Below are 22,602 nucleotides of genomic sequence, written 5' to 3'. Positions count from 1 at the left end.
GCTGCCTGCTGCGGCTGCGTCAGGCCGGTGCGCAAACGCTGCGGATGGAGCTGGACGAGGACCTGGAGGTCGTACTCCCGCCCCCGCCAGCACGAAGAGGTTCCGCTCCCCGCCGCGCCGGACGGCCGCACCGTCGCGGGTGGCGCGCCCGTCACCGTCCGGCTGGGGGTATGGCTCACCAACCAGAAGGCACGGCGGGCCAAGCTCAGCGAGGAGCGGCGGACGACACTGGCCGGTCTTGGGCTCCACTGGACACGATGAGCCCCCGTTATGTGGACGAGGCCAGAGCCACCCGTTCTACTTGAGTCAGATGCTTCGCCAGGCGGCGGCCAGTTGCTCCTCGGGGTAGCGGCTGGGCAGACCCGCCATGGCCCAGACGAGCGCTCCGTAGATGACGAGTGCGCCGTCGACGGGTGTGTCGCCCTTCGCCAGGGTCTTCTGCAACCGGTACAGGTTCGTGAAGGCTTGTTTGGCGTCCTTGCTCCGGAGAAGACCCTTGATCTGAGCAGCTGACTTCTTCGTGGCGGCATCGGCGTCCCCCTCCGGCACCTTCTCCAGTTCGGCGAGAGTGGCGTGCGTGGAGAGGAAACGCTCAGACGTTTCGAGCTGCTGGACCTTGAGGGACAAGGTCTCGTGGGCGGCGGCGGCCGTCGTCATGGTGAGTCTGAGAACGTCTTCGTTCACGCCATCGGATTCCCCGGCGACCTTGCCGACCAGCATGACGTCAGGAGCCCGTTCGGCGACCGGCCCAAGGTCTGGCTCGGCCAGCAGCAGCCTCAGCGCGAGCAGATCGGACTCGGCTGCCGACGAGGGGGCTACAACGCAGAGTTCGGCCTGACGTTTCACCGGATCGAGTGCGGCAAGGGTCGCGCTGGGGCACACCCGCGTGGGGGCGCCGACCGTGTCCTGACCGGGGGGCACCACGGTACGGCGCTCGGGATCCCAGTGGATCTGGTCCGGGCCGTCCATGGAGAAGTAGGCCACGGTGAAGGAGCCGGCTCCGAAGTCCGTGCACTCCTGGGCCAGTCCACGGTTCGAGAGAATGCGGAAATACTCCGCTTGGGCCTCTGCGAAGTCGAGTCCGTCGGTGGCTCCGGTCCGGATGGCGTTGCCGGTTTTCACGACGGGGGGCGTCAGCCAGTTCTGCGGACTGCCGTCGTGCCCGGCCGGAGCCAGGGCGAAGCGTACGGGCAGACCGATCTCCCGGCCGAAGGCAAGGTCCGACGCGTCGTGGCCCGGATTGACCAGGACGGCGCCCGTACCGAACTCGGGCTTGACCCACTCCGCGGTCCAGATCGGCAGCAGGTCACCGGTGAGCGGATGACGGCAGTATCGACCGGTGAAGGCGGAACTACGGCCGGGGGCCAGGCCCGCACTCAACGGATGCCCGGGGTGTACGGCAACGGCACATGCCGCAGGACTGGGTGACCAGTCGGTGGTGAAGACCTCCACCCTGGCATCCGTCCGCTCGGCGTCCTCCAGCGGAAAGGTGAGAAGGGCACCGGAGGTGCGGCGGACGGCCTTGCGCTGGCGAGACGCCACGGACCGTGGCCAGCCGTCGTCATCCTGACCGCCACCGACGCGCTCCCGAGCCGCGCGGGTGGGCACGTATCGGATCTCTCCCGTGGCCGGCGGCTCGCCGTGGCCGGTCAGTCGCCCCGCAGCCGCGAGGCGGGTCAAGGCCCCGGCAGCATCGGCGCTGCCGTCGACGGCGGTGGACACGTGGCCTTCGATGGCGGCAAGCCGACTGACGAGCCGGGCGTAGCTGCGGCAGCGCAGCGTCCCCATGGGGTCGTGGGGATCCCTGAGGGACAGGACGATGTGGTTCACACGTCTCTCCGGTGTGGCGGTCGTTCGTACCGTACTCCGCGAGGCGCACGGAGTACGCGAGTGGGCGCGAGATGGGACGACTCTGACCTGTGCCCAGGCCGGCCCTGAGAGGGTCGGCTCCGGGGTCAGGGCCGGTGTTCGAGGATGTAGTCGGTCGCGTCGCCGACGGTCTTGAGCTTCTTGACGTCGTCGTCCGGGATCTTCACATCGAAGCGCTCCTCGGCGGCGACCACCACCTCGACCATGGACAGCGAGTCGACGTCCAGGTCGTCGGTGAAGGACTTGTCCGGTTGGACGTCCTCTTCCGGGACTCCGGCGATCTCGTTGACGATCTCGGCGAGGCCCTTCAGGATCTCGTCCTGCGTGACGGCCATGTCGGCGTTCCTCTCAGCGTGTTCCGATGATCTTTCGTTGCGTCGCGGCCCTCGTCCTCTACGGCAGCGGAGGACTACAGGTTGCGGACCAGGCCGCCGTCGCAGCGTAGAGCTGTACCGGTGATGTAGGAGGCCGGCTCTCCGCAGAGGAATGCGGCGGCCGCGGCGAACTCGGCGGGGCGGCCGTAACGACCGGCGGGGATCGTGGCGAGCGAGGCCTGCCGCACCTCGGCCACGGCACGGCCGGTGCGTTCGGCGTTGGCGGCGTCGACCGCGGCGGTGCGGTCGGTCTCGATGCGACCGGGCAACAACAGGTTGACGGTCACACCGTCCGCGGCGACCTCGGCTGCCAACGTCTTGAGATATCCGGCGAGTGCCGCGCGGCCGAGGTTGGACAGTGCGAGGTTCGGCAGGGGGGCCGCGATCCCGCTGGATCCCACCGCGAGTATGCGGCCCCAGCCGCGTTCTCGCATGCTCGGCAGGGCTTGCGAGACCAATCGGATGTGCTGACGCAGCGTCGCGTCGAGTGCGACGTCGAGGTCGGCGTCCTCGACGCCGACCGCCGGAGCCGGCCTGGGGCCGGGGCCGTTGAGGACGAGGACATCGGGCGGACCGAATGCGGCGACCGTCGCCTCGAACATCTCGGCAGGGCCGTTCTCGCTGAGGAGATTCGCCTCGACAGCGATCGCACTGGGCAACTCCGCGGCGATCTCCTTCGCCCGGTGGGCCCGTCGGCCGCACACCACGGTCTGGGCTCCTTCCGCGGCCAGCGCTCGGGCGATCGCCTCCCCTATCCCTGCCGTCGACGAACAGACGAGCGCGGTACGCCCCGAGAGACCGAGGTCCATCAGTCGACCTCCACGCGAGCCGGAACGGCGGTGCCAGGTACGGAGCCGGGAACCGGGCGCCGTCGGAACGGCTGGTTCCCGAGGACGGCGAAGAGCGCCCCACCCAGCATGATCAACGTACCGACAAGCTGCACGCCGGTGAACGACTCACCGAGGAACACGGTCGAGAAGAAGGACCCGAAGACCGGGACGGTGAACATCATGATCGTTGCTGTGGACGGACTCACGTTGCGTAGTCCCCGGTAGTAGAAGAGATAGGCGATCGCGGTGGGCCCGACGGCGAGGAAGACGACATTCGCCCAGGCATGGCCGGGGACCGCCTGCCACGACACCTCGCCCGCCGACGGAAGGGCGAGGAGGACGAGCCCCAGCCCGCCGATGCCGGTCCCCCACGCGGTGGCCCGCAACGGGTCCACTCCCGACAGAAGCGACTTCGACAGGATGCTGTAGGCCGCCCAGCACGCCGCTCCAGCGACGAAGACGAGGTCGCCGACCAGCCGGGTGGAGCCGGAGGCTGATCCTCCGATCCCGAGGAAGAAGACCACAGCTCCGGCCAGGCCGACCGCCAGCCCGAGGATTCTCGGCCACGGCGCCGACTCCCGGCGCAGCAGGATCAGGGCCACGGTGGTCAGGATCGGGCTCAGCACGGGCACGATGATGCTGCCGTCGAGTGAAGGTGCCAGGGACAGCCCCCAGAAGAAGAGCACGTTGTAGGCCAGGACACCCAGCAGGCCGGCCAGGCCCGCGCGTATGGCCGAGGCGCGTCCGATGGGCCGCGAACGACCACGGAGCACCGCGGCGAGGACGATGAGCAGTAATCCGCCTCCGCCGAAACGGAGGGCGGCGGCCACCTCGTGGGGCATTTCGCCGACGACCACCTTGGAGCTGGCGAAGGCGCTGCCGAACATCACCATGGTGACCAGAAGATTCAGGTACGGAACGGCGGTCGAGCGCGCCGCAGGAGCGGAACCGGGCACCTTACTCGTCATCGGTACGTCACCGCTCCCTTCGTTGTTCTTTTCCATGGTTGTAGAACTTAGGGGAACACGGCGACCACCCGCGCCCGGAGCTCCGGGCGCGGGGCTCCGGGCTGGGTCACTAGCGGCCGGCGACCCTGTCCAGCACCTCGTCACCCTCGGGGTTGCGCTTCGCTTTGATGATCTTCTTGTGCGGGTCGCTGTCCATGACCAGCGGAAGAACACCCGACTGAGTGGCCTTCTCCGCGTACGGCGACCACAGCGGTCCGTCGTGGAGGGCCCGCAGATCGGTGAGGCTGAGGCCACTGGTTCGCTCCAGCCGAGCGGCGAGCGAACCGTCCTCCTCCTTCCCGGCCAGCAGGGCGCGGATCCGCTCCTCCTCGGCGAGGAGCTCGGGGCGCTCTCCGGCGATGTAGTCGTGCAGGTTCGCGGCACCCCCCGCGAAGGGGGAGTAGACCATGCAGACGAGCTGCGTGGTGTCCACCCCGAACGCGTCCTCGCCGTACTGGGTCGCCACGGCCCGCATCGCCTCGACTCCGGCCTCGGTGCGGTAGCGGTTCTCCATTTCCTCGATGAGGTGGTCCGGGAAGTGCTTCCGGCGCATCAGCTCCAGTGCGAAGTCCACGTACTGGGCTATGCCCTCCTGGTAGGTGCGCTTGTATACGCGCTCGGTCCTCAGCCCACGGAAGTGCGCCATGAGCGCGGGGTTCGCGCAGTCGGACTCGGTGAAGTTGAACGCGATCTCGTCGAAGACGAACCCGAGGAAGTCCGTCAGGAGCCGCCAGTGAGCCCCGGAGGCATAGCTCGTGTAGTCGTAGATCGAGAAGAACTCCAAAGCGGTCGAGATGTCCGAGGTCACGCCGCGCTCCGTGACCCGCTCGACGTTCTCCGAACCGTGTATCTCCTCGAAGTACGACTGTGCCAGCCCGTCGAGCGTCTCCAGCGTGCCCTTGAACCCCTTCTTGCTGTCAGCGGGCTTCTGGCCGGCGCCACGCGCCAACTGGCGGATCCACACCGCGTAGTCACGCTGTTCCTGGGGTGAGTCACCCGTGATGATCAGGTCCACGCCGTCACCGTGCCGGGCTGCGACGCCGAAGGAGTTCGCCACATTCAGGTTGCATGCGTTGCAGAAGCTGGCCCGGCCGTCGCCGTACGTCCGATGGCCGGACATCAGCATGTCGATCCGGTTGAAGGCGATCAGCCGGTGCGGCATGCTGCGGTCCCGGTCGAAGGGCACCACCCGGTCGCCCTCCACGAGGAGCAGTTCGACGTTCGGGTCGTCGTACAGCCCCAGCGCCCGGTAGGTGCGGTCGATGTTCCCCATCACCTGGTACGGCATGCCTCCGTGACGCATGGTCACGACGCGCAGCTTGAAGGTCTCGTCATGCCGCTCGGCGAGCGCCAGATGGACCGCACGCACGAACGCGACGGCGTAGGCACTGTCCTTGCCGCCGCCGTAAGCGACCATCACCGTGTTCTTCTCGATTTCCTCCTGCCGAGGCAAGGCATGGTACAGCTTGGTGGCGCACTCCTCGACGGCTGGCACGTCCTTCTCCGGCAGCGCACCCCTCAGGTTCTTCAGCACTGTCGTACGCATCGGCATCCTTTCTGGCCGCTCCACCGCACGGGAGACACGGCCGGCATCGGCATCAAAGCCCCAAACGCCGAGGCTTGTTTTCATGAACGGACATCGAACGACGCTCACATCGCACCGCCGGCGTGCAGGCGCCGGAAGTCATACGGCGGCCACGGCGGGTGTCCTTTGCCTGATCTCCACCGCGCCCGAGGAACAGGAAGCCCAACGCGTCCCGGATTGACCGGGCAGCCAAGCCGCATTCTGCGACAAGGTGCCCGATGGTAGTCGTCTGCGACTTCGGGCTCATCGAAACAACGTGAGAAAGACCCTGTCAATACAGAGCGCGAGAGCAAGCCAAGATTGACTTCCGGCTGGCTGAAAGCCTTCGATATCACATCTTTACGAACTGATTAGTCATCATATGTCCGCATCATGCGACCGCCTCGACTGTTCGGATGGTGAGACGGGGGCTTCCGGTGATCGGCCGACCGATCTAGCGTCCTGATCAGCGCCATCCATTGCCGGCTCTCCGTCATTTCGTTGAGGGAAAGCCGTGCTTGAGACTTGTTCTCTCATGCGTGACTCCATGACCCAGTCGACACGCATGGCCCCCACGCACCCCCACGTACTGCCGCAAACGACCACGACAGGGGTACGCGCCCGGCGCGTTTCCCTCCACATGACCATGCGCCAGGCATCACCATCGCGCCCTACGGGCGAGGAATGCATGCTCGTCTCCGCGCACATGGCGAGAGGGGCGTGATTCCACGTTTATGCGCGGTTCTCCTACCGTCGAAATCCAGTTCAGCAACGGTTGACCGAACGCCTCTCAAAACTGCCGAGCTTCGGAGGATTGTTATGTCTGCAGCACAGACCCCGCTGTTCCAGCTGGAGAAGGCAGAGATCCTTGACGCAACGCTGCGTGATGGCTCCTACGCAGTCGACTTTCAGCTCGACGAGAAGTTCGTCAGTGAACTCCTCGGCCGGCTCGATGAGACACCGATCGGAAAGGTGGAGATCGGACACGGTATCGGCTTCGAGGCGGAGCGCTGCGGGATCAAAGCCTGCAACATCGACCTCGAACGCTGGTGCGAGATCGCACGGTCGGAGTTGACGTCCACCTCATGGGGGATGTTCGCGCAGCCTGAGTTCAGCCGGCTCTCCACCCTCGCCGAGCTCTGCGACGCGGGCATGTCGTTCGTCCGCATCGGCATGGAGCCCGAGCGGGTTCCGGACCACGTGGACTACATCGAGCGCGCCACCGAGACCTGTGGCGAGGTCTACCTCAACCTGATGAAGACGAGTGCCACGCCGGCCGAGGAGCTGCCGGGCCTGCTGCGCGACGTCACTCCGGCCATCGCCGGTCTGTACGTGGTCGACTCGTACGGCTCCATGCTTCCCAACGACGTCCGCCGCTACGTGACCGTGGCCAAGGAATGCTTCCCGGTCGTCGGGTTCCACGGTCACGACAACCTGGGCATGGCCAACGCCAACAGCATCACCGCCTTCGAAGCGGGAGCCTCGATCGCCGATGGCTGCCTCGACGGCATCGGCCGCGGTGCCGGCAACGCGGAGACCGAGTCGCTGGCCGGAATCTTCAACACGCTCGGCGAGGACCGGTTCGACTACAAGGCCTTGGCCAAGCTCGCGGACTTCTGCCGCACGAGCCTGCACCTCCTGCTGGAAGACCGGAACATGCAGGTACTCGGTGGGGTGATCGGCATGCATTCCGGGTTCTTTCCCCTCATCGAGCAGTTGTGTGGGGAATTCGCCGTTGACCCGGCCTCCCTGATGGAGACGGCTGTCGAGCTGGCCCCGCGCAGCGCGAGCAAGAGTGACATCCGCGCGGCGGCACAGCGCATCTCCCGGAGCACGGCAGCCGTCTGACGCCTTCGTCCATCGCTACACGAGAGGAATCAAGTGCGACTGGCACGGTTCCCGTCCAAGGGCGGGTACGAGATTTTCGCAGGTCACGACAGCGGCTGGCTTTCGCTCTCCCGCCTTGAGGGCGGCGACGCCCCGCTCCGCATGGCCGACCTCCTCAGCGCGTCGCGGAGGAGGGAGATCGCCGCACTGCTCGACTCCAGGTCGGACGTCGAGCCGGCGGACGTCCTCCTGGAGCACGCGGCCACCATCGTCGACGCGGGCGACATCTGGGGCGCCGGACTCAACTACAGGGGTCACTCACAGGACCTGAACACCCAGCAGCCCTCCTCCGGCCCCGGCTCGTACCTGCGACCGGGCAACTGCCTCATCGGCAACGGTCAGCCGATCGAGCTGCCGTCCCAGAGCCGGCGGGTGACCGCGGAAGCCGAACTGGGCCTGGTCATCGGCACGGAGTGCAAGAACGTACGGCGCGACGAGTGGCGTTCGGTCGTCGTGGGTGTCACGGCCGTTCTCGACATGACCGCCGAGGACGTCATCCGGGAGAACCCCCGCTACATTCCCTGGGCCAAGGGTTTCGACACGTTCTGCAGCGTGGGCCCGCAGCTGGTCACCCTCGACGAGTTCGATGACACGGCTCTGCGGGCGATCCAGGTCTCGACCGTCCGCAACGGTGAGGTGGTCTCCTCGGCACCCGTGTCCGACATGAAGTACGACCCCGGATACCTGGTCGAATACTTCACGGCCGGCCGCACCTTCACGCCGGGGACCGTCATCTGCACGGGCACTCCCGGAGCCGCGGTGATCAACTCCGGCGACTCCATCACCTCCGTCGTCGACGGGGTCGGCACTCTCTCCCACACCGTGAAGTGACACAAGGCCCGATCCACGCGGCGTGTGCCCAGCCTGAAGGACGTGAAGACATGACCGTACAGCACATATCAGTCACAGACGAGATCGCGCGCACCATTCAGGAGCACCCGGAACGCGGTGCCATCGAGACGGTGGACGGCGTGCTCAGTTACCGGGAATTCGGTGAGCGGGTCGAGGCGTTCGTCGCCCGGGTCGAAGCGCTCACCGCGCCGGGTGAGTTCATCGGGATCGAGGCGACACGAACCTCGGGTTCCGTTGTCGCCCTGGTCGGCGCGCTGCGAGCCGGGCGCCCGTTCGTGTTCATCGACCCCCGGGACAGCGAGGCGTCCAACAAGACCAAAGTGACCTCCCTCGGCGTCAATCGGGTCGCCACCAGCACCGCCCCCTCGCACCCGCCGGAGCTCGTTCCGACACCGACCGAGTGGGGCGGTGGTGGCGCGGGAGCACGGCACTTGCGGGCACCCGCCGCACTCGCACCGCACCGAGGTGGCATCGGATACGCGATCCACACCTCGGGGTCGACCGGGCAGCCCAAGTGCGTGCTGGTGCGTGCCGAACCGCTGGCGCGCATGGTCCAGGACCACGTACGCACGCTGGAAGTGAACCACCGCAGCCGCACGCTTCAGTTCGCGCGGCTGACCTTCGACGGTTGCATCACAGAGATCCTGTGGACCCTCACTGCGGGCGCGTGTCTGGTGGTGCTGGGTGAGGAAGCGCTCAGCCCCGGAACGGTACTCCGGACCACGCTGGAGAGGTTCGGCATCACCCACCTCAAGACGACGCCGTTCGCGCTCACGGCCACCGAGCCGACGGACGCGATGAGCCTGGAGCACGTTCTCAACGGCGGTGGAGCGTGCCGCCAGTCCGTGGTGCGGAAGTGGTCGTCGGTCGCGGCGTTCCACAACGCGTACGGCACGACCGAGACAACCGTCTGCAACCTTCTCAGCGGCGCGCTGCATCCTGACGACTGCACCGAGTCCGTGCCGCTCGGCGCGATGGTGGGTGACTGCGGATACGACATCCTCCCGTTGCCGGAGCAGGCCGGGGACGGTCCGTCCGGGTCGAGGGCAACTCGTGGCGAACTCATTATCACGGGCGAGAGCGTCGCGATCGGCTATCTCACCGAGCGGGGCCTGGATGCCTTCGTCGACGACGACGGGAACCGGTTCTACCGGACCGGTGACATCGTCGAGCACCGCGAGGGTCAGCTCTTCTTCGTCGAACGGCTGGACCGGCAGTTGAAGGTCCGTGGCTATCGTCTCGACCCGGGTGAGATCGAGAGCGCGGCATGCCGGCTCGGCGGTGTCGTCGAGGCCGCCGTCACCGCCGAATCCCACGAGGACACAGGCGACTCCCCCGTCGACGCCCTGGTCTGCTACTACCAGGGCACCGTCAGCCCCCGCACATTGCGGGCGCACCTGGAGGACGTCCTCGACGCCTACAAGGTGCCCTCGGTGATCCATCAGGTGGAGACGCTGCGGTACACGCGCAACGGCAAGGTCGACCGCGACGCCCTCGGCGCGAGCCGTCACTCGTCGTCGCACCCGGGTGGGAGCGTCACGCCGGAAGAGCGGGTCCTCGACGTGGTGCGCCGCCTCACCGGTGTGGACGACGTCAGCTTGGACGACAACTTCTTCGATGTCGGAGGCGATTCGGCCTCCGCGGTGGTCCTGGTCAACAAGCTCAAGGACCTCGGCTGGATGGACGTGGGCGTCCGGGACGTGCTCCGCGCCGAGAACCTCAAGGATCTTGTCGATCAGTTGCGCGACCAGGGTGTGTGATCACGATGTGTGGTGTGTGCGGAACTTACGCTCCGAACGGTGGGATTGATCGAAGCGTCGCCGCTGCGATGCACTCCCGGCTTGTCCACCGCGGGCCCGACGAGACCTACTCGCTGAACACGGAGACTCTCTCCGTGAAGCTCGGCCGACTCGGCTTCACCGGTCTGGCCAACGGCTGGCAGCCGTCGGAGGACCGCAGTGGCCGCTACGTGGCCATGACGAACGGCGAGGTCTTCAACCACCGGACGCTGCGTGACAAGGTAGGCGCCGATCGGCAGCACAACGGTGTCGACGTGTCGGTCATCCCGGAACTCGTCGCGCGCTACGGCATCGAAGGACTCCGGCTCGTGGACGGCCAGTTCGCCACCGCCGTGTTCGACCGGGTCGAGAACGCCCTGTACCTCGCCAGGGACCGGTTCGGTATCTGCCCCATCTACTACACCGAGACGGCACCCGGGGTGCACTTCTGCTCAGAGATCAAGCCGCTGGTGCAGTGTGTCGACCGGTCCTGGAAGGTGGATGTCGGCGCTGTCGACCAGTACCTCTCGCTGGGCAACATCGTCGCGCCGCGCACCTTGGTGAGGGAGGTCCGGGCCGTCCCTCCGGGCTGCGCCGTCAGGTGTGACGCCGACGGCGTCGAGACGCTGCGTTACTGGCGCTACGGGGAGTTCTCGCCGGCCGCGGAGCCCCTGCCCGGCGAGGCACTTCGCGAAGGGCTGAAACAGTCGGTTCGTGATCGGCTGCACGCCGACGTGGAGATCGGGGCCTACCTCAGCGGGGGCTTCGACTCCACCGCGATCCTGATGGAGGCGGCGGCCCTCACGGAGCAGCCCGTCCGTACGTTCTCGGTGGTCTTCGACGATCCGGGGCTGGACGAGGGGCGGTTCCAGCGGGAGGTGGCACGTGTCGTCGGGAGCAAGCACGAGCAGATCCCGTGCCGCCAGGCCGACATCGCCGCGCGGTTCGAGGAGATGGTGCGGCACTGCTGCTATCCCCAGCGCGAGACCTACAACGTGGCTGCCATGATGCTGGCGGGCAGCGTGCGTTCGGCCGGGATCAAGGGAGTCGTGTCCGGCGAAGGCGCGGACGAGTTGTTCTTCGGTTACGACTCCTACGCCTTCGACAGCGTGCCCCGGTCACGTCGTGGTTCCCGTGCCGAGAACGAATACGCCTGGGGCCGTGCGGACTTCGACTGGGAGATCAACTGGCGGAAGGTGAGCCGGCGACGGGACGAGTACCTGGCTCCGCGCACCCAGGAGGCTCTCCGGGGCGATGAGTTCTGGCGGACGAGGCTCATCCCGTTCTCCGAGGAGGAGGTGAGGTCGCTCTCGCCGATGCAGTTGCGCTCCATCGCCGACGTGTACGTGCAGATGTCGGGCCACCTGCTCGGTGATCACGGTGACTCGATGCTCATGGCGAACTCCGTCGAGGGCCGCTACCCGTTCCTCGGCAACGCCGTGGTCTCCCTCGCCCTCCAGGTCCCGGATGAGGAGAAGCTGGTCGACTTCGAGGGAAAGGCGTGCCTGAAGTCGGCCTACGAGGGAGTCGTCCCCGATGCGGTTCTCCGCCGTGGGAAGCACGGGTTCACCGCGTACGACCTGCGATCGGTCACAGACGCGCGGACGTGGGACGACTGGCGCGCCCTTGTCGAGGCCACCGGTGTCTTCACCCCCGGCTGCCTCGACGAGCCCACCGGGCAGGGCGGAGCCGACAAGTGGGACTTCAGGCTCAGCGCCATCAGTGTCGCCATCATCATGGACGAGCTGGGGCTGGGATGGTGATCGCCGAAGCGGTCACGCACCCGCGTTCGCCGGAGCGTGGGGGGAGAAGGGGGAGGATGCAGTGAGTGCCGAGAGCCCCGGCGTCGTCGTGTTTCCGGGCGCCGGCTCGTTCGGGACCGAGCTCAAGCCGTTGCTGCGCCAGTTGGGGCCCGCCGCACGGCTCGCCCGGTATCCGGGCCGTTTCGGCAAAAGCTTCGGCACGGCGGCCACATCGTTCTCGGGCGTCGTGGAGGCGTGCGGCACCCAGGTGATGCGTTGGCGGCCGCATCGCCCCGTGCTCGTCGGACACAGCTTCGGCGCCTACGTCGCCCATGCCACCGCAGCGGAATTGGAGGAGCTCGGAACGGAGGTATCCGCGCTGGTCGTCGTCGGCGCCACCGCGCCGAGCCTCCTCACGGTGCCCGACTCCGCGGTTGGAAGTCGGTCGGAGGCTGCCGACTACCTGCACGGTATCGATCCCGCTCTCCTGCCGGACGAGGCCGACGAGTGGCGGAGCATCGTCGTCGACACCGCAGTGCAGGACCTGCGGTTGCTCAAGGAGTTCTCGGCGGCGGACCATCGGAAGGTGCGGTGTCCGATCTTTGCCGCAAGGGGCGAGGAGGACCCGCTGACGTCCACCAGCGGAAACGGCGCGTGGGACGGCGCCAGCGTCCAGGGGTGCACCCGCCGGACGTTCCCGGGCGGTCATTCGGACCTGCTGAACCATCCCGACTTCGCCGCGTGGGTGCACGAGGTGCGCAACCATGGCTGACACAGCGTCCCTCCCCATCGTGGTTCCCTCGCGTCCCTTCAGTCGCGATGACAAGCACCGCACCCCGCGTACGTCGCGAACGGCGAGGAACGAGAAGCCCGCAGCGAACGGCCACCCCCTCACCGCGTGTGGGCAACTCGTAGTGATCGGCGGCGGAGCCGCCGCGACGGCGGTGCTGCACCAGTTGGCGAAGGACGCCGGTTTCCGACCCGAGACGGTTACGGTGGTGGACCCACGGCCGGTCGGATTCGGCCTGGCCTTCGGCACCACCGACCCGAAGCTGCGCTGCAACACCTCGGTTGACGTCACCGCTCTGCACCGCGCCAACCGCTCCGACCTCCAGTGCTACCTGGCGGCGCGGGGCTGGCCCGTGGGCCGCTCCGACTTCGTGCCGCGTGCGCTGGTCGCACACTACTGCCGGGAGCGGTTCGCGCGGGCGCAGCGGGAGCTCAAGGCCCGGGGCATCCACATGCGTCACGTGGCCGCACGGGCTCACACCGTACGCCGGGCACATCACCCGGCTGACAGGTATCGGATCACGCTGAGCGACGGCAGCGCACTGGAGGCAACCGATGTGGTGGTGGCGGTCGGGGGCGACCAACCGCTCCTGCCCGAGGTGCTGCGTGAGCACGCCGACCATCCGGATCTGCTGATCGGCCCCTACCCCACGGAGCGGCTGCGGGCCCTGCCCGGCGACGCCAGAGTGCTGGTCCTCGGCAGCAAGCTGTCCGCCGTGGATGCCGCCCTCGTACTGTGCCGGTCCGACCGGCAGGTCACCCTGTGCTCACCCTTCCGGTGAACTACCCGCCGTCCGCGACCGGTTGTGCCGTACGACCCGGCCGACCGGCCTCCTCGCGGAGCTGCGCGGCCTGGACCCCGACGCCCGGAACTTCGACGTGGCGCTCACGCGATTGCTGGCGCGCGCCGTCCGGACCGCCACGGCCGCCTCGGGACGCGAAGCGCCCGCGCTACGGCAGCAGTTCGGCACCGAGCCCGAGGCCTTAGACCGTGTCCTACGTGGTGAGGCGTCGTTGGTTCGTTCATGGGGCGGGGTACGTGGAGTTGGATTGTTCCGGACGGGTTGTGGGAGATCGCGAAGCCGCTGATCCCGCCGTCGAAGGTGCGGCCGCAGGGCGGCGGAACACAGGACACACCTGATGAGACGCTGTTCGCCGCGATCATCTACGTCCTGGTGTCCGGCTGCGCCTGGCGTGCGTTGCCGCCCTGCTTCGGGATATCGAAGTCGACCGCCCACCGGCGGTTCCTCATCTGGTCGAGGGCCGGCGTCTGGGGGCGGCTGCACGAGGCCGTGCTGCACCGGCTCGACGACGCCGGCCTCCTCGACGTCACCCGCGTCGTCCTCGACACCGCCCACGTGAGGGCGAAAAAGGGGGCGAACATACAGGTCCGAGCCCTGTGGACCGGGGCAAGCCGGGTTCCAAGATGCACGTCCTGTCGGACGCGAACGGCCTGCCCCTCCTCGTCGGTGTCTCGGCCGGCAACACCCACGACAGCGAAGGGCTGAAGCCGATGGTGGAGGGTCACCAAACGAGACACGACCCCCACCGCGGCCGGTACTTCAAGCCCCAGCGCCTGCATGCGGACAAAGCCTACGACCGGGCCGACCTGCGCAGATGGCTCCGCGGCAAGCGGATCGGCGTGCGCATCGCCCGCAAGGGCATCGAGTCCAGCGAACGATTAGGGCGCCGCCGCTGGGTCATCGAGCGCACCATGTCCTGGCTGTCCGGCTACCGCCGTCTGAGTCCTCGCTACCAGCGAGATCCCCGCAACTACCTGGCCTTTCTCAGCCTCGCCGCCACCCTCTGCTGCTACAAGCGGCTCGTCCGCCTCACCACGTAGGACACGGTCTCAAGGGAAAAGTCAGTAGCGAACTCGGGCCGTCACGGACGACTATGCAACGCATGAGTGATCAACCCACGCGATGGAGCCCTGCAACCGTCTACCCAGACATGTGGGCCGACCCGGACGACGACCCCCGCAACAAAGATGGGGCCAGTCCGGAGGGTGAGCTGGCGACGCTGAAGGACTTCCTGACGGACTACCGCCTGACGTTGCGGATGAAATGCGAGGGCCTGGATGCGGAGCAACTGGCTCGTCGGTCGGTTCCGCCGTCGACGATGTCGCTGCTCGGCCTGGTCCGGCATCTCGCCGAGGTGGAACGGGACTGGCACAACTGGATCACCGACGGTGACCCGCTGCCGAAGCTGTACGGCGAGAAGGACGCGGACTTCCACGGAGCGGTCGCCGAGCAGGCCGTGGTCGACGCCGCATTCTCCGACATGGAGCGGGAGCAGGCCGCGACCGACGCTGCGCTGGCCGAGCACCCGGATCTGAGCGAGCGGGTAGGGAAGGACAAGATCGCAGTTCGGGAGCTGATGGTGCACAGGATCGAGGAGTATGCCCGTCACTGCGGGCACGCCGACCTGCTGCGCGAGTGCGTTGACGGAAGAGTGGGTCAGTGACGAGGACGGGGTTCGCCCCCCGCCCCTACCAGCACGGCACTTCGAAGTGACGGCCTCAGTTGTCGCCGGTAGTGGCTTGCTCGTGATCGCGCCTGGTGGCGTCGTCGCCAATCGGACCAGCCGAGTCGGTGGGCCACATCGTGGAGCTGCTCGACGGCGACCGTGATGAACAGGCGCTGGATCTCGTTGCAGGTCAGCGGGACTAGGCCGTCCGGGCCGGCATGGGGGCGCGCTCTATCGTTTCCCGCAGTGGCGTACCGCGCCCAGTCGGCCCCGCGCTAGCGTGCAGGCTTACGGGACGGGGAGAGAGCGCCGAGGGCCGAAGGGCTGACCCGCCGGGTGGGTGGGGCGTCGGGTACGTGCTGGGCAGCCTTCAGTGGTGGCTGTTCGCCCTGGTGAGTGCCGCCACCACGGTCGCCATGTTCCGGGTCATCCCCTCACCCTGGGACGCACTCGCGCTCCTGTGCATGATGCCGATCTACGCATGGCAAACCCGACACATCCAGCGAGGCTGGAAACGAGCTCAAGAACACCGGACCACCCCTACCTCCTGAAAGGGACCGGTTGAGCGCCGATCAGCTCGCCGTACTCGCGGAGCTGGGCCTGACCTGAGCGAGGCCGGTGCCGATTCCCCCGGCCGACCCGGACGCCGTCTTATGTCGTGAGCGGACTCCGGGCATCTTGAGGGTCCGCGGTTCGGCGCTGTGGCCATGATTCGGCCGATGTCCTGGTAGGTCAAAGGTGCAACGCGGACTCTGCTGCACACCGGTGTTGCACGCTGCGTGGCCCCGCGTCTGCAGGGGACAGCCTTCACCGCGAAGCGAAGGGCCCTGGACCAAGCCCTGCGACACCGACTTCAGTGTGGCCGCTAGGCGGCGGGCCGGCCCGGGGAGGTGTGAGGGCACCCGGCTACTTCAGCAGGTGTTCCGGCGCGGCGTCGGCCTGCGTCCGCGCCGGGCGCGGTTCCGCCGTACCGGGCCGGAGGTGGGTGTCGACCGATGGGACGCGTCGGTCGAGCGCCCATACGGCCAGCGCGCAGGTCGCGAAGGCGGCGCCGAGGACGCTGGCGCCGCCCCAGCCGTGTGCGGAGAAGACGGCGGTGGTCGCGGCGGCACCGAGGGCGGAGCCGAGCGAGTAGAAGACCATGTAGCTGCCGATGACACTGCTTGTGCGGTCCGCGTGTACGACGGCGAGTTGATGCTGGTTGCTGACGTGCACGGCCTGAACCGCGAAGTCGAGCAGGATCACTCCGACCACGAGCAGCCACAGGGACCACGGCAGCTGCGCGATCGTCGCCCACGAGAGGATGAGCAGGGTGAGGGCGAGACCGATGACGGGCGCCGCCCTACCGGCGTCCGCCCACCGCCCCGCGCGGGCAGCGCCCAGTGCGCCGGCGAGTCCGGCGATGCCGAACAGCCCGATCTGGCTCTCGCTCAGCTGCCACGGGGAACCGGCGAGGGGGAGGGCGAGCCCGCTCCACAGCGTCCCGAACGACGCGAACAGGAAGAAGGCGATGAGTCCGCGGGTGAAGAGGGTGCGGTCCCTGAAGAGCCCGCCCAAGGAGGCCACGGCCTGCCCGTGCCCGGAGGTTCGGGGCGGTCGCTGCTCCTGCGGCAGCACGGCCAGGACGAGCGCCGCCAGACCGAGTGAGAGCAGCGCCAGTACGGCGTAGACGCTCCGCCAGCCGGCCACTTCGGCGAGGGTGCCGGTGACGACCCGGGCACCCAGGATGCCGACGACGACACCGGAGGTCACGACCCCGATGTTCCGGCCGCGCTCGGCCGGGGGCGACGCCGAGGCGGCGTAGGCCACGGTGGTCTGTACCACCACGGCGAACAAGCCGGCCACGGCGAGGCCCACGATCGCGATCCACGTCGTGGACGCGACCGCGGTCAGGAGGAGGCCCAGAGCCGTCAGCGCGAGGTGCGCGGCGATGAGTCGTCGCCGGTCGGCCACGTCGCCGAGCGGGACCAGGAGCATCAGCCCCACGAGGTAGCCCAGCTGGCCCGTCGCGACGATCCAGCCGGTGAGTTCCGGCGAGAAGCCGAGATCGCGTCCCATCGGTTCCAGGGCCGGCTGCGCGGCGTAGATGCTCGCCACCGCAACGCCGCACACCACTGCGAGCAGCAGCCGCCGCCACGCGTTCATTGCGAAGTCCATCGCACTCCAGCCTCGATAAGTAGCAAATTGCAACTGATTCGACGCTACGGCATGATGGTTTCAATACGCAACTCTTCGGGAGGTGTCATGCCGCGCATCGCCGCAACCGCCCGGGACGGCGAGTGGTCCGACCCGGACTGCCCCGTCGCTCGCACGCTCGACCTCGTCGGCGACAGGTGGAGCCTGCTCGTCATCCGCGACGCGATGGACGGAGCGCGCTCGTTCACCGAGTTCCAGCGCCGCACCGGCATCGCCCGCAACATCCTCACCGACCGCCTGCGCAAGCTCACCGCACACGGGTTCGTCGCCCAGCGCACCGCACCGTCGGGGCGTCGCCGCGAGTACGTGCTGACGGACGCCGGCCGCGACCTCTTCCCCGTGATCGTCACCCTGCGGCAGTGGGGGGAACGGCACGCCTTCGCCCCCGGCGAGACCCACTCCGTGCTGGTCGACCAGCACGGAGAGCCGGTGCCGGACGTCTCCCCCACGGGCGGCGACGGCAGCCTACTCACTCCCGACACCACCCAGGTGCGCAAGGTCGGATCATGACCTCGGGACCGGCCGGGACCGGCACAGGTCGGCGCCGCTCGGGTGGAAGAGCTACCGCACGCGTGCCGTTTGACACGCCACGGGTCCAAGCCCCTGGGGCCCGGATCCAGGGCCTTGTTGTACAACCGCGGAGGGTCCTGGTTGACGTGCGCGCCGCTACCGGGCCTGACCGGGTCGCGGAACGGCAACCGGCCGTGCGCGTGACGATCATGGCCTTGACGGCGTTCTGCCTGGTCTTGCCGGAGATGCACGTCTCCCGCTCGCTGCACGGCCTCGTTCGGCCGGCAGAGGCCGCACCTCGCCGACAGCCCACGTGCCGGAGGCGCACGAGGGGTGGCCGAGAGTCGATCGACGCTCACCGGCCGATGCCTCGCGCCAGCGCCCACCGCCCGCTTCCGCGCTCCCGTCAAGAGGCCCGTCTGGAGGCATAGTTGCGCGAGAATGTCAGCACAAGGGGACTTCATCGAACGGGGTAGCTCTTCGTCCATGCCACTTCACCGGACCAGGAGGAGGCCACGTGCCCTGGCACCTCGCCCTCACCGTGGACCGCACGGCACGGCTGCCGCCAGTCACGCAGATACGGGGCAGAGCGCCAAGCCGCCGCCCGGCCCCGCGTCCTCCCTGCTCCCCGGCCCCGTGGACGTCCCCGAGGGCACCTGGGACCTGCGCACCGGTACGTCCGACATCGCGGCCTTCCCGCGACAGGACTGGATCCGCTCGGTCACCGCGGTGCCGGCGGACGCGGGCGGCGCCGAACCGGGCTACTCACCGCCCAGCGGCGTGCCACAGGCCGGGCACGTCCTGATCGGCTACCTGGGGCGGGTACGCGGGGTACACGCCAGGCCCGAGAACCTCATGGTCACAGCCGGGTTCGCGCAGGGCTTGGCGCTGCTGTGCAAGGTGCTGCGGGAACGCGGCCACGACACACTGGCCGTCGAGGACCCCGGGCACCCGGGCGAGTGGGAGTTCATCGCGGGCGCGGGTCTGCGGCCGGTGGGCATCCTCGTGGACGAGGACGGGATACGGGTGGACCTGCTGGCCGCGAGCGGGGCCCGCGCGGTGCTCACGACCCCCGGCAACCAGTTCCCCACAGGGGTAGCCCCCCGGACGGGTCCACCCGCCATCGTCCTCGGCTACGCGAGCACACCTCCGAAGACCCTCCGAGTGGCCCTCGAGAAGTTGGGCGCGTGCGTTCGGGGGGATCGCCGCGCGTGACGCTCCGCGGCTCGGACTTCGGTCCTTCCGGCGGTAGGGGGCGCGCTCGCGGGCCGTTGGTCGCTCGACGGCGCGCGCACGGTCCGGATCCTCGGGCGGAACCGAGGGTCAAGTACCCCATGTCCATGCGTCCGGGAACCACCGGGACCCGGCAGGTCCCGGGCCGCCTCACCCGGTGCGGCCTTCGGCGCCGTGCCCACGCCGCCCGCACCGCCCCGTAACGCTGGGGCGGGCGGTCCGCACGAGGCCGCCCGCCGCGGCACCGGGGCCGTGGCGGGCCTCACGCGCTCAGCGCGCCGGGCGGTAGGTCGCGATGATCACGCCACTGCTGGTCGGCTGGGCGCTGACCAGCCGAAGCCTCTTCAGCGCGGCGTCATCGGAGAACAGCTTGCTGCGTCCCCCTCCGGCCACGACCGGGTGGATCAGCAGCACGAGCTCGTCCAGCAGGTCCAGTTCCAGCAGCGAACGCACCAGCGTCGGGCTGCCCGCGACGGTGATGTCCTTGCCCTCGCCCGCCTTGAGCTCGTTGACCGCGGTCGAGAGGTCGCCCTTGACCAGCGTGCTGTTCGCCCAGTCGTCAACGCTGTCCAGCGTCGAGGAGACGACGTGCTTGGGCGATGTGTTGATCCACTCGGCGAAACCGGCGTCCTCACCACTGGTCACCGTCGGCCAGTATCCGGCCCACTCGGTGAACGTCACCGCGCCCAGCAGGATCGTGTCGGCCGTCTCCAGCGTGTCGGCCAGCGCGGCACCCATCTCCTCGTCGAACGCGAACTGCCACTCGTCCGGAGACTGGACGACACCGTCGAGCGAGACGAACAGGCCCGAGACGACCTTGCGCATGATTCCTCCATGGTGGATCCGGGGTGCACGCCCCCGGCGGGGCGGGAGCCGACACCGTCGGCCACGTCAGGAACACTAGACACCGTGGAGGTTCAGGTCTTGTACAGAAGCGACAGCGGCTCCGCCGCGTCCGGTGCGCTCAGCTGCGTGGCGGTCCGCCCGACGTACCGCTTCAGGGACCGCGCCAGGTGCGGCTGGTCGAAGTATCCGAGCCGGTGCACGACCTCCTGGGCCGGCACCCCCTCCTGAACCAGCAGCGTCGCCTGTCGGGCGCGGTGGATCTGCCGGATCGCGCCCTGGGTCAGGCCCGTCGCCGCGACGAAGTGCCGCTGCAGGGTGCGATCGGAGACATCCGGGCCGGCGCCGCCGAGCACGGCGGGCACGACCGGGTCCAGGTCCACGATCCCCTCACGCACCATCCGCGACACGAACGCCTCGGCGTTGTCGTAGCCGGGAACGTGCCAGGCAGACCCCTTCAGCCACAGTGAGCGCCTCGTCACGTCCGGGATCGCCGCGGTGCCACCCACCAGCCGACTGACCGGGATGTGCGGCATCGACGTCCCCAGCGCGAAACTGATGCCGAAGAAGACAGCGTCCCCGGGGACCGGGGCGCGCGACGCCTTCGCCTCCGGACCCAGCACAGCCGCCTCCGCCCGGCCCCGGTGCTCCCACCACACCAGCTCCCAGTGGGACGTCGCGACGGACATCATCCGGCCGACGTCCTCACTGCGGCTGCGCCACACCCGTTCGATGTACGGCAACTCCGACGGTCGGCTCTCGATCGCCAGGCCCAACCCGGTTTCCCTCCCCGATCACACGCCTGCCTCGGACCCGCCAGTCTGCCACTCGACCGGATCACATCCCAGCCCGTCCGGACGGCCTCAGCGCGTCGCCCCGCGCCGTGGCGGCACCCGCGCTCCGGACTGTCGTGGCGCCCCCACCGGCCGGCACGGGCTTCGGCCTGGCCGGTGGGGGGCGCCGTGGTTCCTTCCGGCGGGTGACCGGGTCCGCGGGGACCCGCCGGACCGAACCTAGGGGCGCTGCCTCAAGCGGTCGACGATCGCCCACTCCACCGTGTGCGACAGCTGGACGTACGTCCTGCCGGAAGCCGTGGACCCCTCGCTGCGGAAGCCCAGGAACTCGTGGGACTCCTCATCGAAGATCAGGTAGCTGCCCTTCTGAGCGCCCTCTCCGGTGTAGGCGATCCCCACGCCCGTGCGCCCGGCGGAGTCCTTCACGTCCGGAATCGCCTCGACACCCTGCACCAGGGCGAGTGCCTCGTACGCGGCGGGACGCAGACCCGGGGGCAGCGCCGGCTGCTTCAGGAGCTCGCCGAGCAGGAAATAGGCGCGGAACCAGTCGAAACCGGAGAGGTCGTCGATCGACTGGTCGGTCGTGCCGCCGGCGGAAATGAGAGCCGGAACGAGCTTCTCCGGGTCGGTCGGAAGTGTGGCGAGCTTGCTCCACTCCCGAGGGGGCCACACGGAACCGCCGTCCTTCATGGGCTCCTCCCAGATCACGTTCCCGCGCTCCATGGTCAGGGAACGCTTGGAGCCGTCCACCGAATCCCAGTTCACATCCACGAAGGTCTTGACCTCACCGGTCTTCCGGTCCGTCTCCTTGATGATCCGCTTCGAGTAGATGAACTGGTCGCCGCGCGGCGCGACAGGCGTCTCCTGACGGCCCGCGTACACGGCCGCACCTTCCAGCACCTTCACGGCCGCGGCGCTGCGCAGGTGCGGGGTTTCCGTGCCGGCGCGGTCCGGCGCTCCGCCCTCGGTGGTGATCAGCACCGCCGTTCCCGTGATCAACAGGGCGACCACCCCGGCCGTCGCGAGGCGCAGCGCGCGTCGGCGGCCCGGTCCTCTGTCGGGGTGCCGCTCCGTGCGGCTGATCGTGTTGAGCAGTCGGTGCCGGGCCTGTGCCCGGGCGGGTTCGGTGAGAGGGGACGCGTCGGCGTCCCAGTCCTGTAGGAGTTCGAGTTCGTCAGTCATGGTCGGACGCCTCTCGCAGTGTCGTCGGATCGGATCCGCCCAACGCGTCGCGCAGCTTGCCGCGAGCCCGGTGCAACCGTGATCGGACGGTGCCGATGGGCACGCCGAGGGCGTGGGCCACCTCCTCGTAGCCGAGACCGCCCCAGGCCACCAGCAGCAGCACGTCCCGGTGCCGTGCGGGCAGGGCGGCCAGTGCCGCCGCCAGCTCACGGCGTACGGCCTGTGCCCCGACGCGGGCCGCAGCCCGGTCGGCCAGGGGCTCCTCGTGGTCGGCCGGAGCCGGGAGGCGGGCCAGGGTCTTGAACCGGCGGGCCTCGGCCCGACGGTGCCGACCGACCAGGTTGGTCGCTATGCCGAACAGCCAGGGCCGGGCGCTGTCGCCGGTGGCCCGTACGGGGTCGTACCGGTACCGCTGCTGGAAAGCCGTGGTGAAGGTCTCCGCCATGAGGTCGTCGGCCGGCTCGTCGCCGAGCCTGCGGGCCAGGTAGCGGTGTACCGCGTCCGCGTGCCGGTCGAACAGCACGGCGAACGTCTCGGGCTCGTCCCGGGACCGCGCGATCACCGAGGCATCGCCGTCCACCCCCGTGCAGACGCCTGGGTCGACGGTCATCGGGGCTCCTCTCGCTTTGGGGAACGCTTCGAAAGCCTGGGCTTTCCCCTCTTCTTCGCCCGTCGCCGCCATC

The 22,602-nt window shown here is 68.7% G+C and carries 20 protein-coding genes and 1 pseudogene; 10 read left to right on the top strand and 11 right to left on the bottom strand.

The genetic code is table 11. The features are described 5' to 3' along the window. Positions 1-306: 306 nt before the first annotated feature. From IF129_RS09755 to IF129_RS09735, 5 genes are all read right to left on the bottom strand, one after another. On the bottom strand, positions 307-1,830 hold the full coding sequence (locus IF129_RS09755; protein WP_191209120.1) for a class I tRNA ligase family protein: 1,524 nt from the start codon (positions 1,828-1,830) through the stop codon (positions 307-309). A gap of 125 nt (positions 1,831-1,955) precedes the next feature. Beyond that, the gene (locus IF129_RS09750) at positions 1,956-2,204 is read right to left on the bottom strand and encodes an acyl carrier protein (RefSeq protein ID WP_191209119.1); all 249 of its coding nucleotides are present in this window, start codon (positions 2,202-2,204) and stop codon (positions 1,956-1,958) included. A gap of 74 nt (positions 2,205-2,278) precedes the next feature. Further along, complete coding sequence (locus IF129_RS09745; RefSeq protein ID WP_191209118.1) at positions 2,279-3,052, bottom strand: SDR family oxidoreductase; 774 nt, start codon at positions 3,050-3,052, stop codon at positions 2,279-2,281. Then, positions 3,052-4,041, bottom strand: coding sequence for a DMT family transporter (locus IF129_RS09740; RefSeq protein WP_191209117.1), 990 nt, complete (start codon positions 4,039-4,041; stop codon positions 3,052-3,054). The genes IF129_RS09745 and IF129_RS09740 overlap by 1 nt, the downstream gene beginning before the upstream one ends. 109 nt (positions 4,042-4,150) lie before the next feature. After that, on the bottom strand, positions 4,151-5,626 hold the full coding sequence (locus IF129_RS09735; RefSeq protein ID WP_191209116.1) for a PqqD family protein: 1,476 nt from the start codon (positions 5,624-5,626) through the stop codon (positions 4,151-4,153). 837 nt (positions 5,627-6,463) lie between these two features. Here IF129_RS09735 and IF129_RS09730 point away from each other — a divergent pair. The 8 genes from IF129_RS09730 (at position 6,464) to IF129_RS09695 (ending at position 15,158) form a co-directional block, all read left to right on the top strand. Next, positions 6,464-7,492 (top strand): beta/alpha barrel domain-containing protein, encoded by a 1,029-nt coding sequence (locus IF129_RS09730; RefSeq protein ID WP_191209115.1) that lies wholly within the window; start codon positions 6,464-6,466, stop codon positions 7,490-7,492. Positions 7,493-7,525: 33 nt separating this feature from the next. Continuing rightward, positions 7,526-8,362, top strand: a complete 837-nt coding sequence (locus tag IF129_RS09725) for a fumarylacetoacetate hydrolase family protein (protein WP_318153643.1) — start codon at positions 7,526-7,528, stop codon at positions 8,360-8,362. Positions 8,363-8,412: 50 nt separating this feature from the next. Continuing rightward, on the top strand, positions 8,413-10,143 hold the full coding sequence (locus tag IF129_RS09720; protein WP_224754620.1) for a non-ribosomal peptide synthetase: 1,731 nt from the start codon (positions 8,413-8,415) through the stop codon (positions 10,141-10,143). A 5-nt stretch (positions 10,144-10,148) separates the two neighbouring features. Then, a complete protein-coding gene (gene asnB, locus IF129_RS09715; protein WP_191209114.1) occupies positions 10,149-11,924 on the top strand; it encodes an asparagine synthase (glutamine-hydrolyzing) in 1,776 nt (591 codons plus the stop codon). A 61-nt stretch (positions 11,925-11,985) separates the two neighbouring features. Next, entirely contained in the window at positions 11,986-12,675 is a 690-nt protein-coding gene (locus tag IF129_RS09710; protein WP_191209113.1) for a thioesterase II family protein, read from the top strand. Next, entirely contained in the window at positions 12,668-13,474 is an 807-nt protein-coding gene (locus tag IF129_RS09705) for an FAD/NAD(P)-binding protein (protein ID WP_191209112.1), read from the top strand. The genes IF129_RS09710 and IF129_RS09705 overlap by 8 nt, the downstream gene beginning before the upstream one ends. Positions 13,475-13,717: 243 nt before the next feature. Next, a protein-coding gene (locus tag IF129_RS09700) for an IS5 family transposase (protein ID WP_191209111.1) occupies positions 13,718-14,535 on the top strand; the annotation gives its coding sequence in 2 pieces (ribosomal slippage) (positions 13,718-14,060 and positions 14,060-14,535; 819 coding nt in all). 53 nt (positions 14,536-14,588) lie between these two features. Continuing rightward, positions 14,589-15,158, top strand: coding sequence for a DinB family protein (locus tag IF129_RS09695; RefSeq protein ID WP_191209110.1), 570 nt, complete (start codon positions 14,589-14,591; stop codon positions 15,156-15,158). Here IF129_RS09695 and IF129_RS26225 read toward each other — a convergent pair. After that, positions 15,152-15,382, bottom strand: a pseudogene (locus tag IF129_RS26225) (hypothetical protein); the annotation flags it as partial. The gene IF129_RS09695 and the pseudogene IF129_RS26225 sit on opposite strands and share 7 nt — an antisense overlap. 685 nt (positions 15,383-16,067) lie before the next feature. After that, complete coding sequence (locus IF129_RS09690) at positions 16,068-17,306, bottom strand: MFS transporter (RefSeq protein ID WP_191209164.1); 1,239 nt, start codon at positions 17,304-17,306, stop codon at positions 16,068-16,070. Positions 17,307-17,405: 99 nt separating this feature from the next. Here IF129_RS09690 and IF129_RS09685 point away from each other — a divergent pair, with 99 nt between their 5' ends. Further along, positions 17,406-17,867: a winged helix-turn-helix transcriptional regulator gene (locus IF129_RS09685; protein ID WP_191209109.1), complete on the top strand. Its 462-nt coding sequence runs from the start codon at positions 17,406-17,408 to the stop codon at positions 17,865-17,867. Positions 17,868-18,503: 636 nt separating this feature from the next. Further along, positions 18,504-19,082, top strand: coding sequence for an aminotransferase-like domain-containing protein (locus tag IF129_RS09680; protein WP_224754619.1), 579 nt, complete (start codon positions 18,504-18,506; stop codon positions 19,080-19,082). A 288-nt stretch (positions 19,083-19,370) separates the two neighbouring features. Here the strand turns inward: IF129_RS09680 and IF129_RS09675 are convergent, their stop codons facing one another. The 4 genes from IF129_RS09675 to IF129_RS09660 all read right to left on the bottom strand — a co-directional run bounded on the left by IF129_RS09675 (position 19,371) and on the right by IF129_RS09660 (position 22,529). Further along, on the bottom strand, positions 19,371-19,925 hold the full coding sequence (locus IF129_RS09675; RefSeq protein ID WP_191209108.1) for a dihydrofolate reductase family protein: 555 nt from the start codon (positions 19,923-19,925) through the stop codon (positions 19,371-19,373). 92 nt (positions 19,926-20,017) lie between these two features. Further along, a complete protein-coding gene (locus tag IF129_RS09670; RefSeq protein WP_191209107.1) occupies positions 20,018-20,719 on the bottom strand; it encodes a helix-turn-helix domain-containing protein in 702 nt (233 codons plus the stop codon). 237 nt (positions 20,720-20,956) lie between these two features. Continuing rightward, positions 20,957-21,919, bottom strand: a complete 963-nt coding sequence (locus IF129_RS09665) for a CU044_5270 family protein (protein ID WP_191209106.1) — start codon at positions 21,917-21,919, stop codon at positions 20,957-20,959. Beyond that, positions 21,912-22,529: an RNA polymerase sigma factor gene (locus tag IF129_RS09660; protein WP_191209105.1), complete on the bottom strand. Its 618-nt coding sequence runs from the start codon at positions 22,527-22,529 to the stop codon at positions 21,912-21,914. The genes IF129_RS09665 and IF129_RS09660 overlap by 8 nt, the downstream gene beginning before the upstream one ends. Between the last annotated feature and the right edge of the window lie 73 nt (positions 22,530-22,602).

Origin of the sequence: Streptomyces chumphonensis (genome assembly GCF_014779715.1) — a bacterium.
Classification (GTDB): domain Bacteria; phylum Actinomycetota; class Actinomycetes; order Streptomycetales; family Streptomycetaceae; genus Streptomyces; species Streptomyces chumphonensis.
The sequence above is the reverse complement of the archived record's forward strand: the minus strand, read 5'-3'. Positions and strand labels throughout refer to the sequence as shown.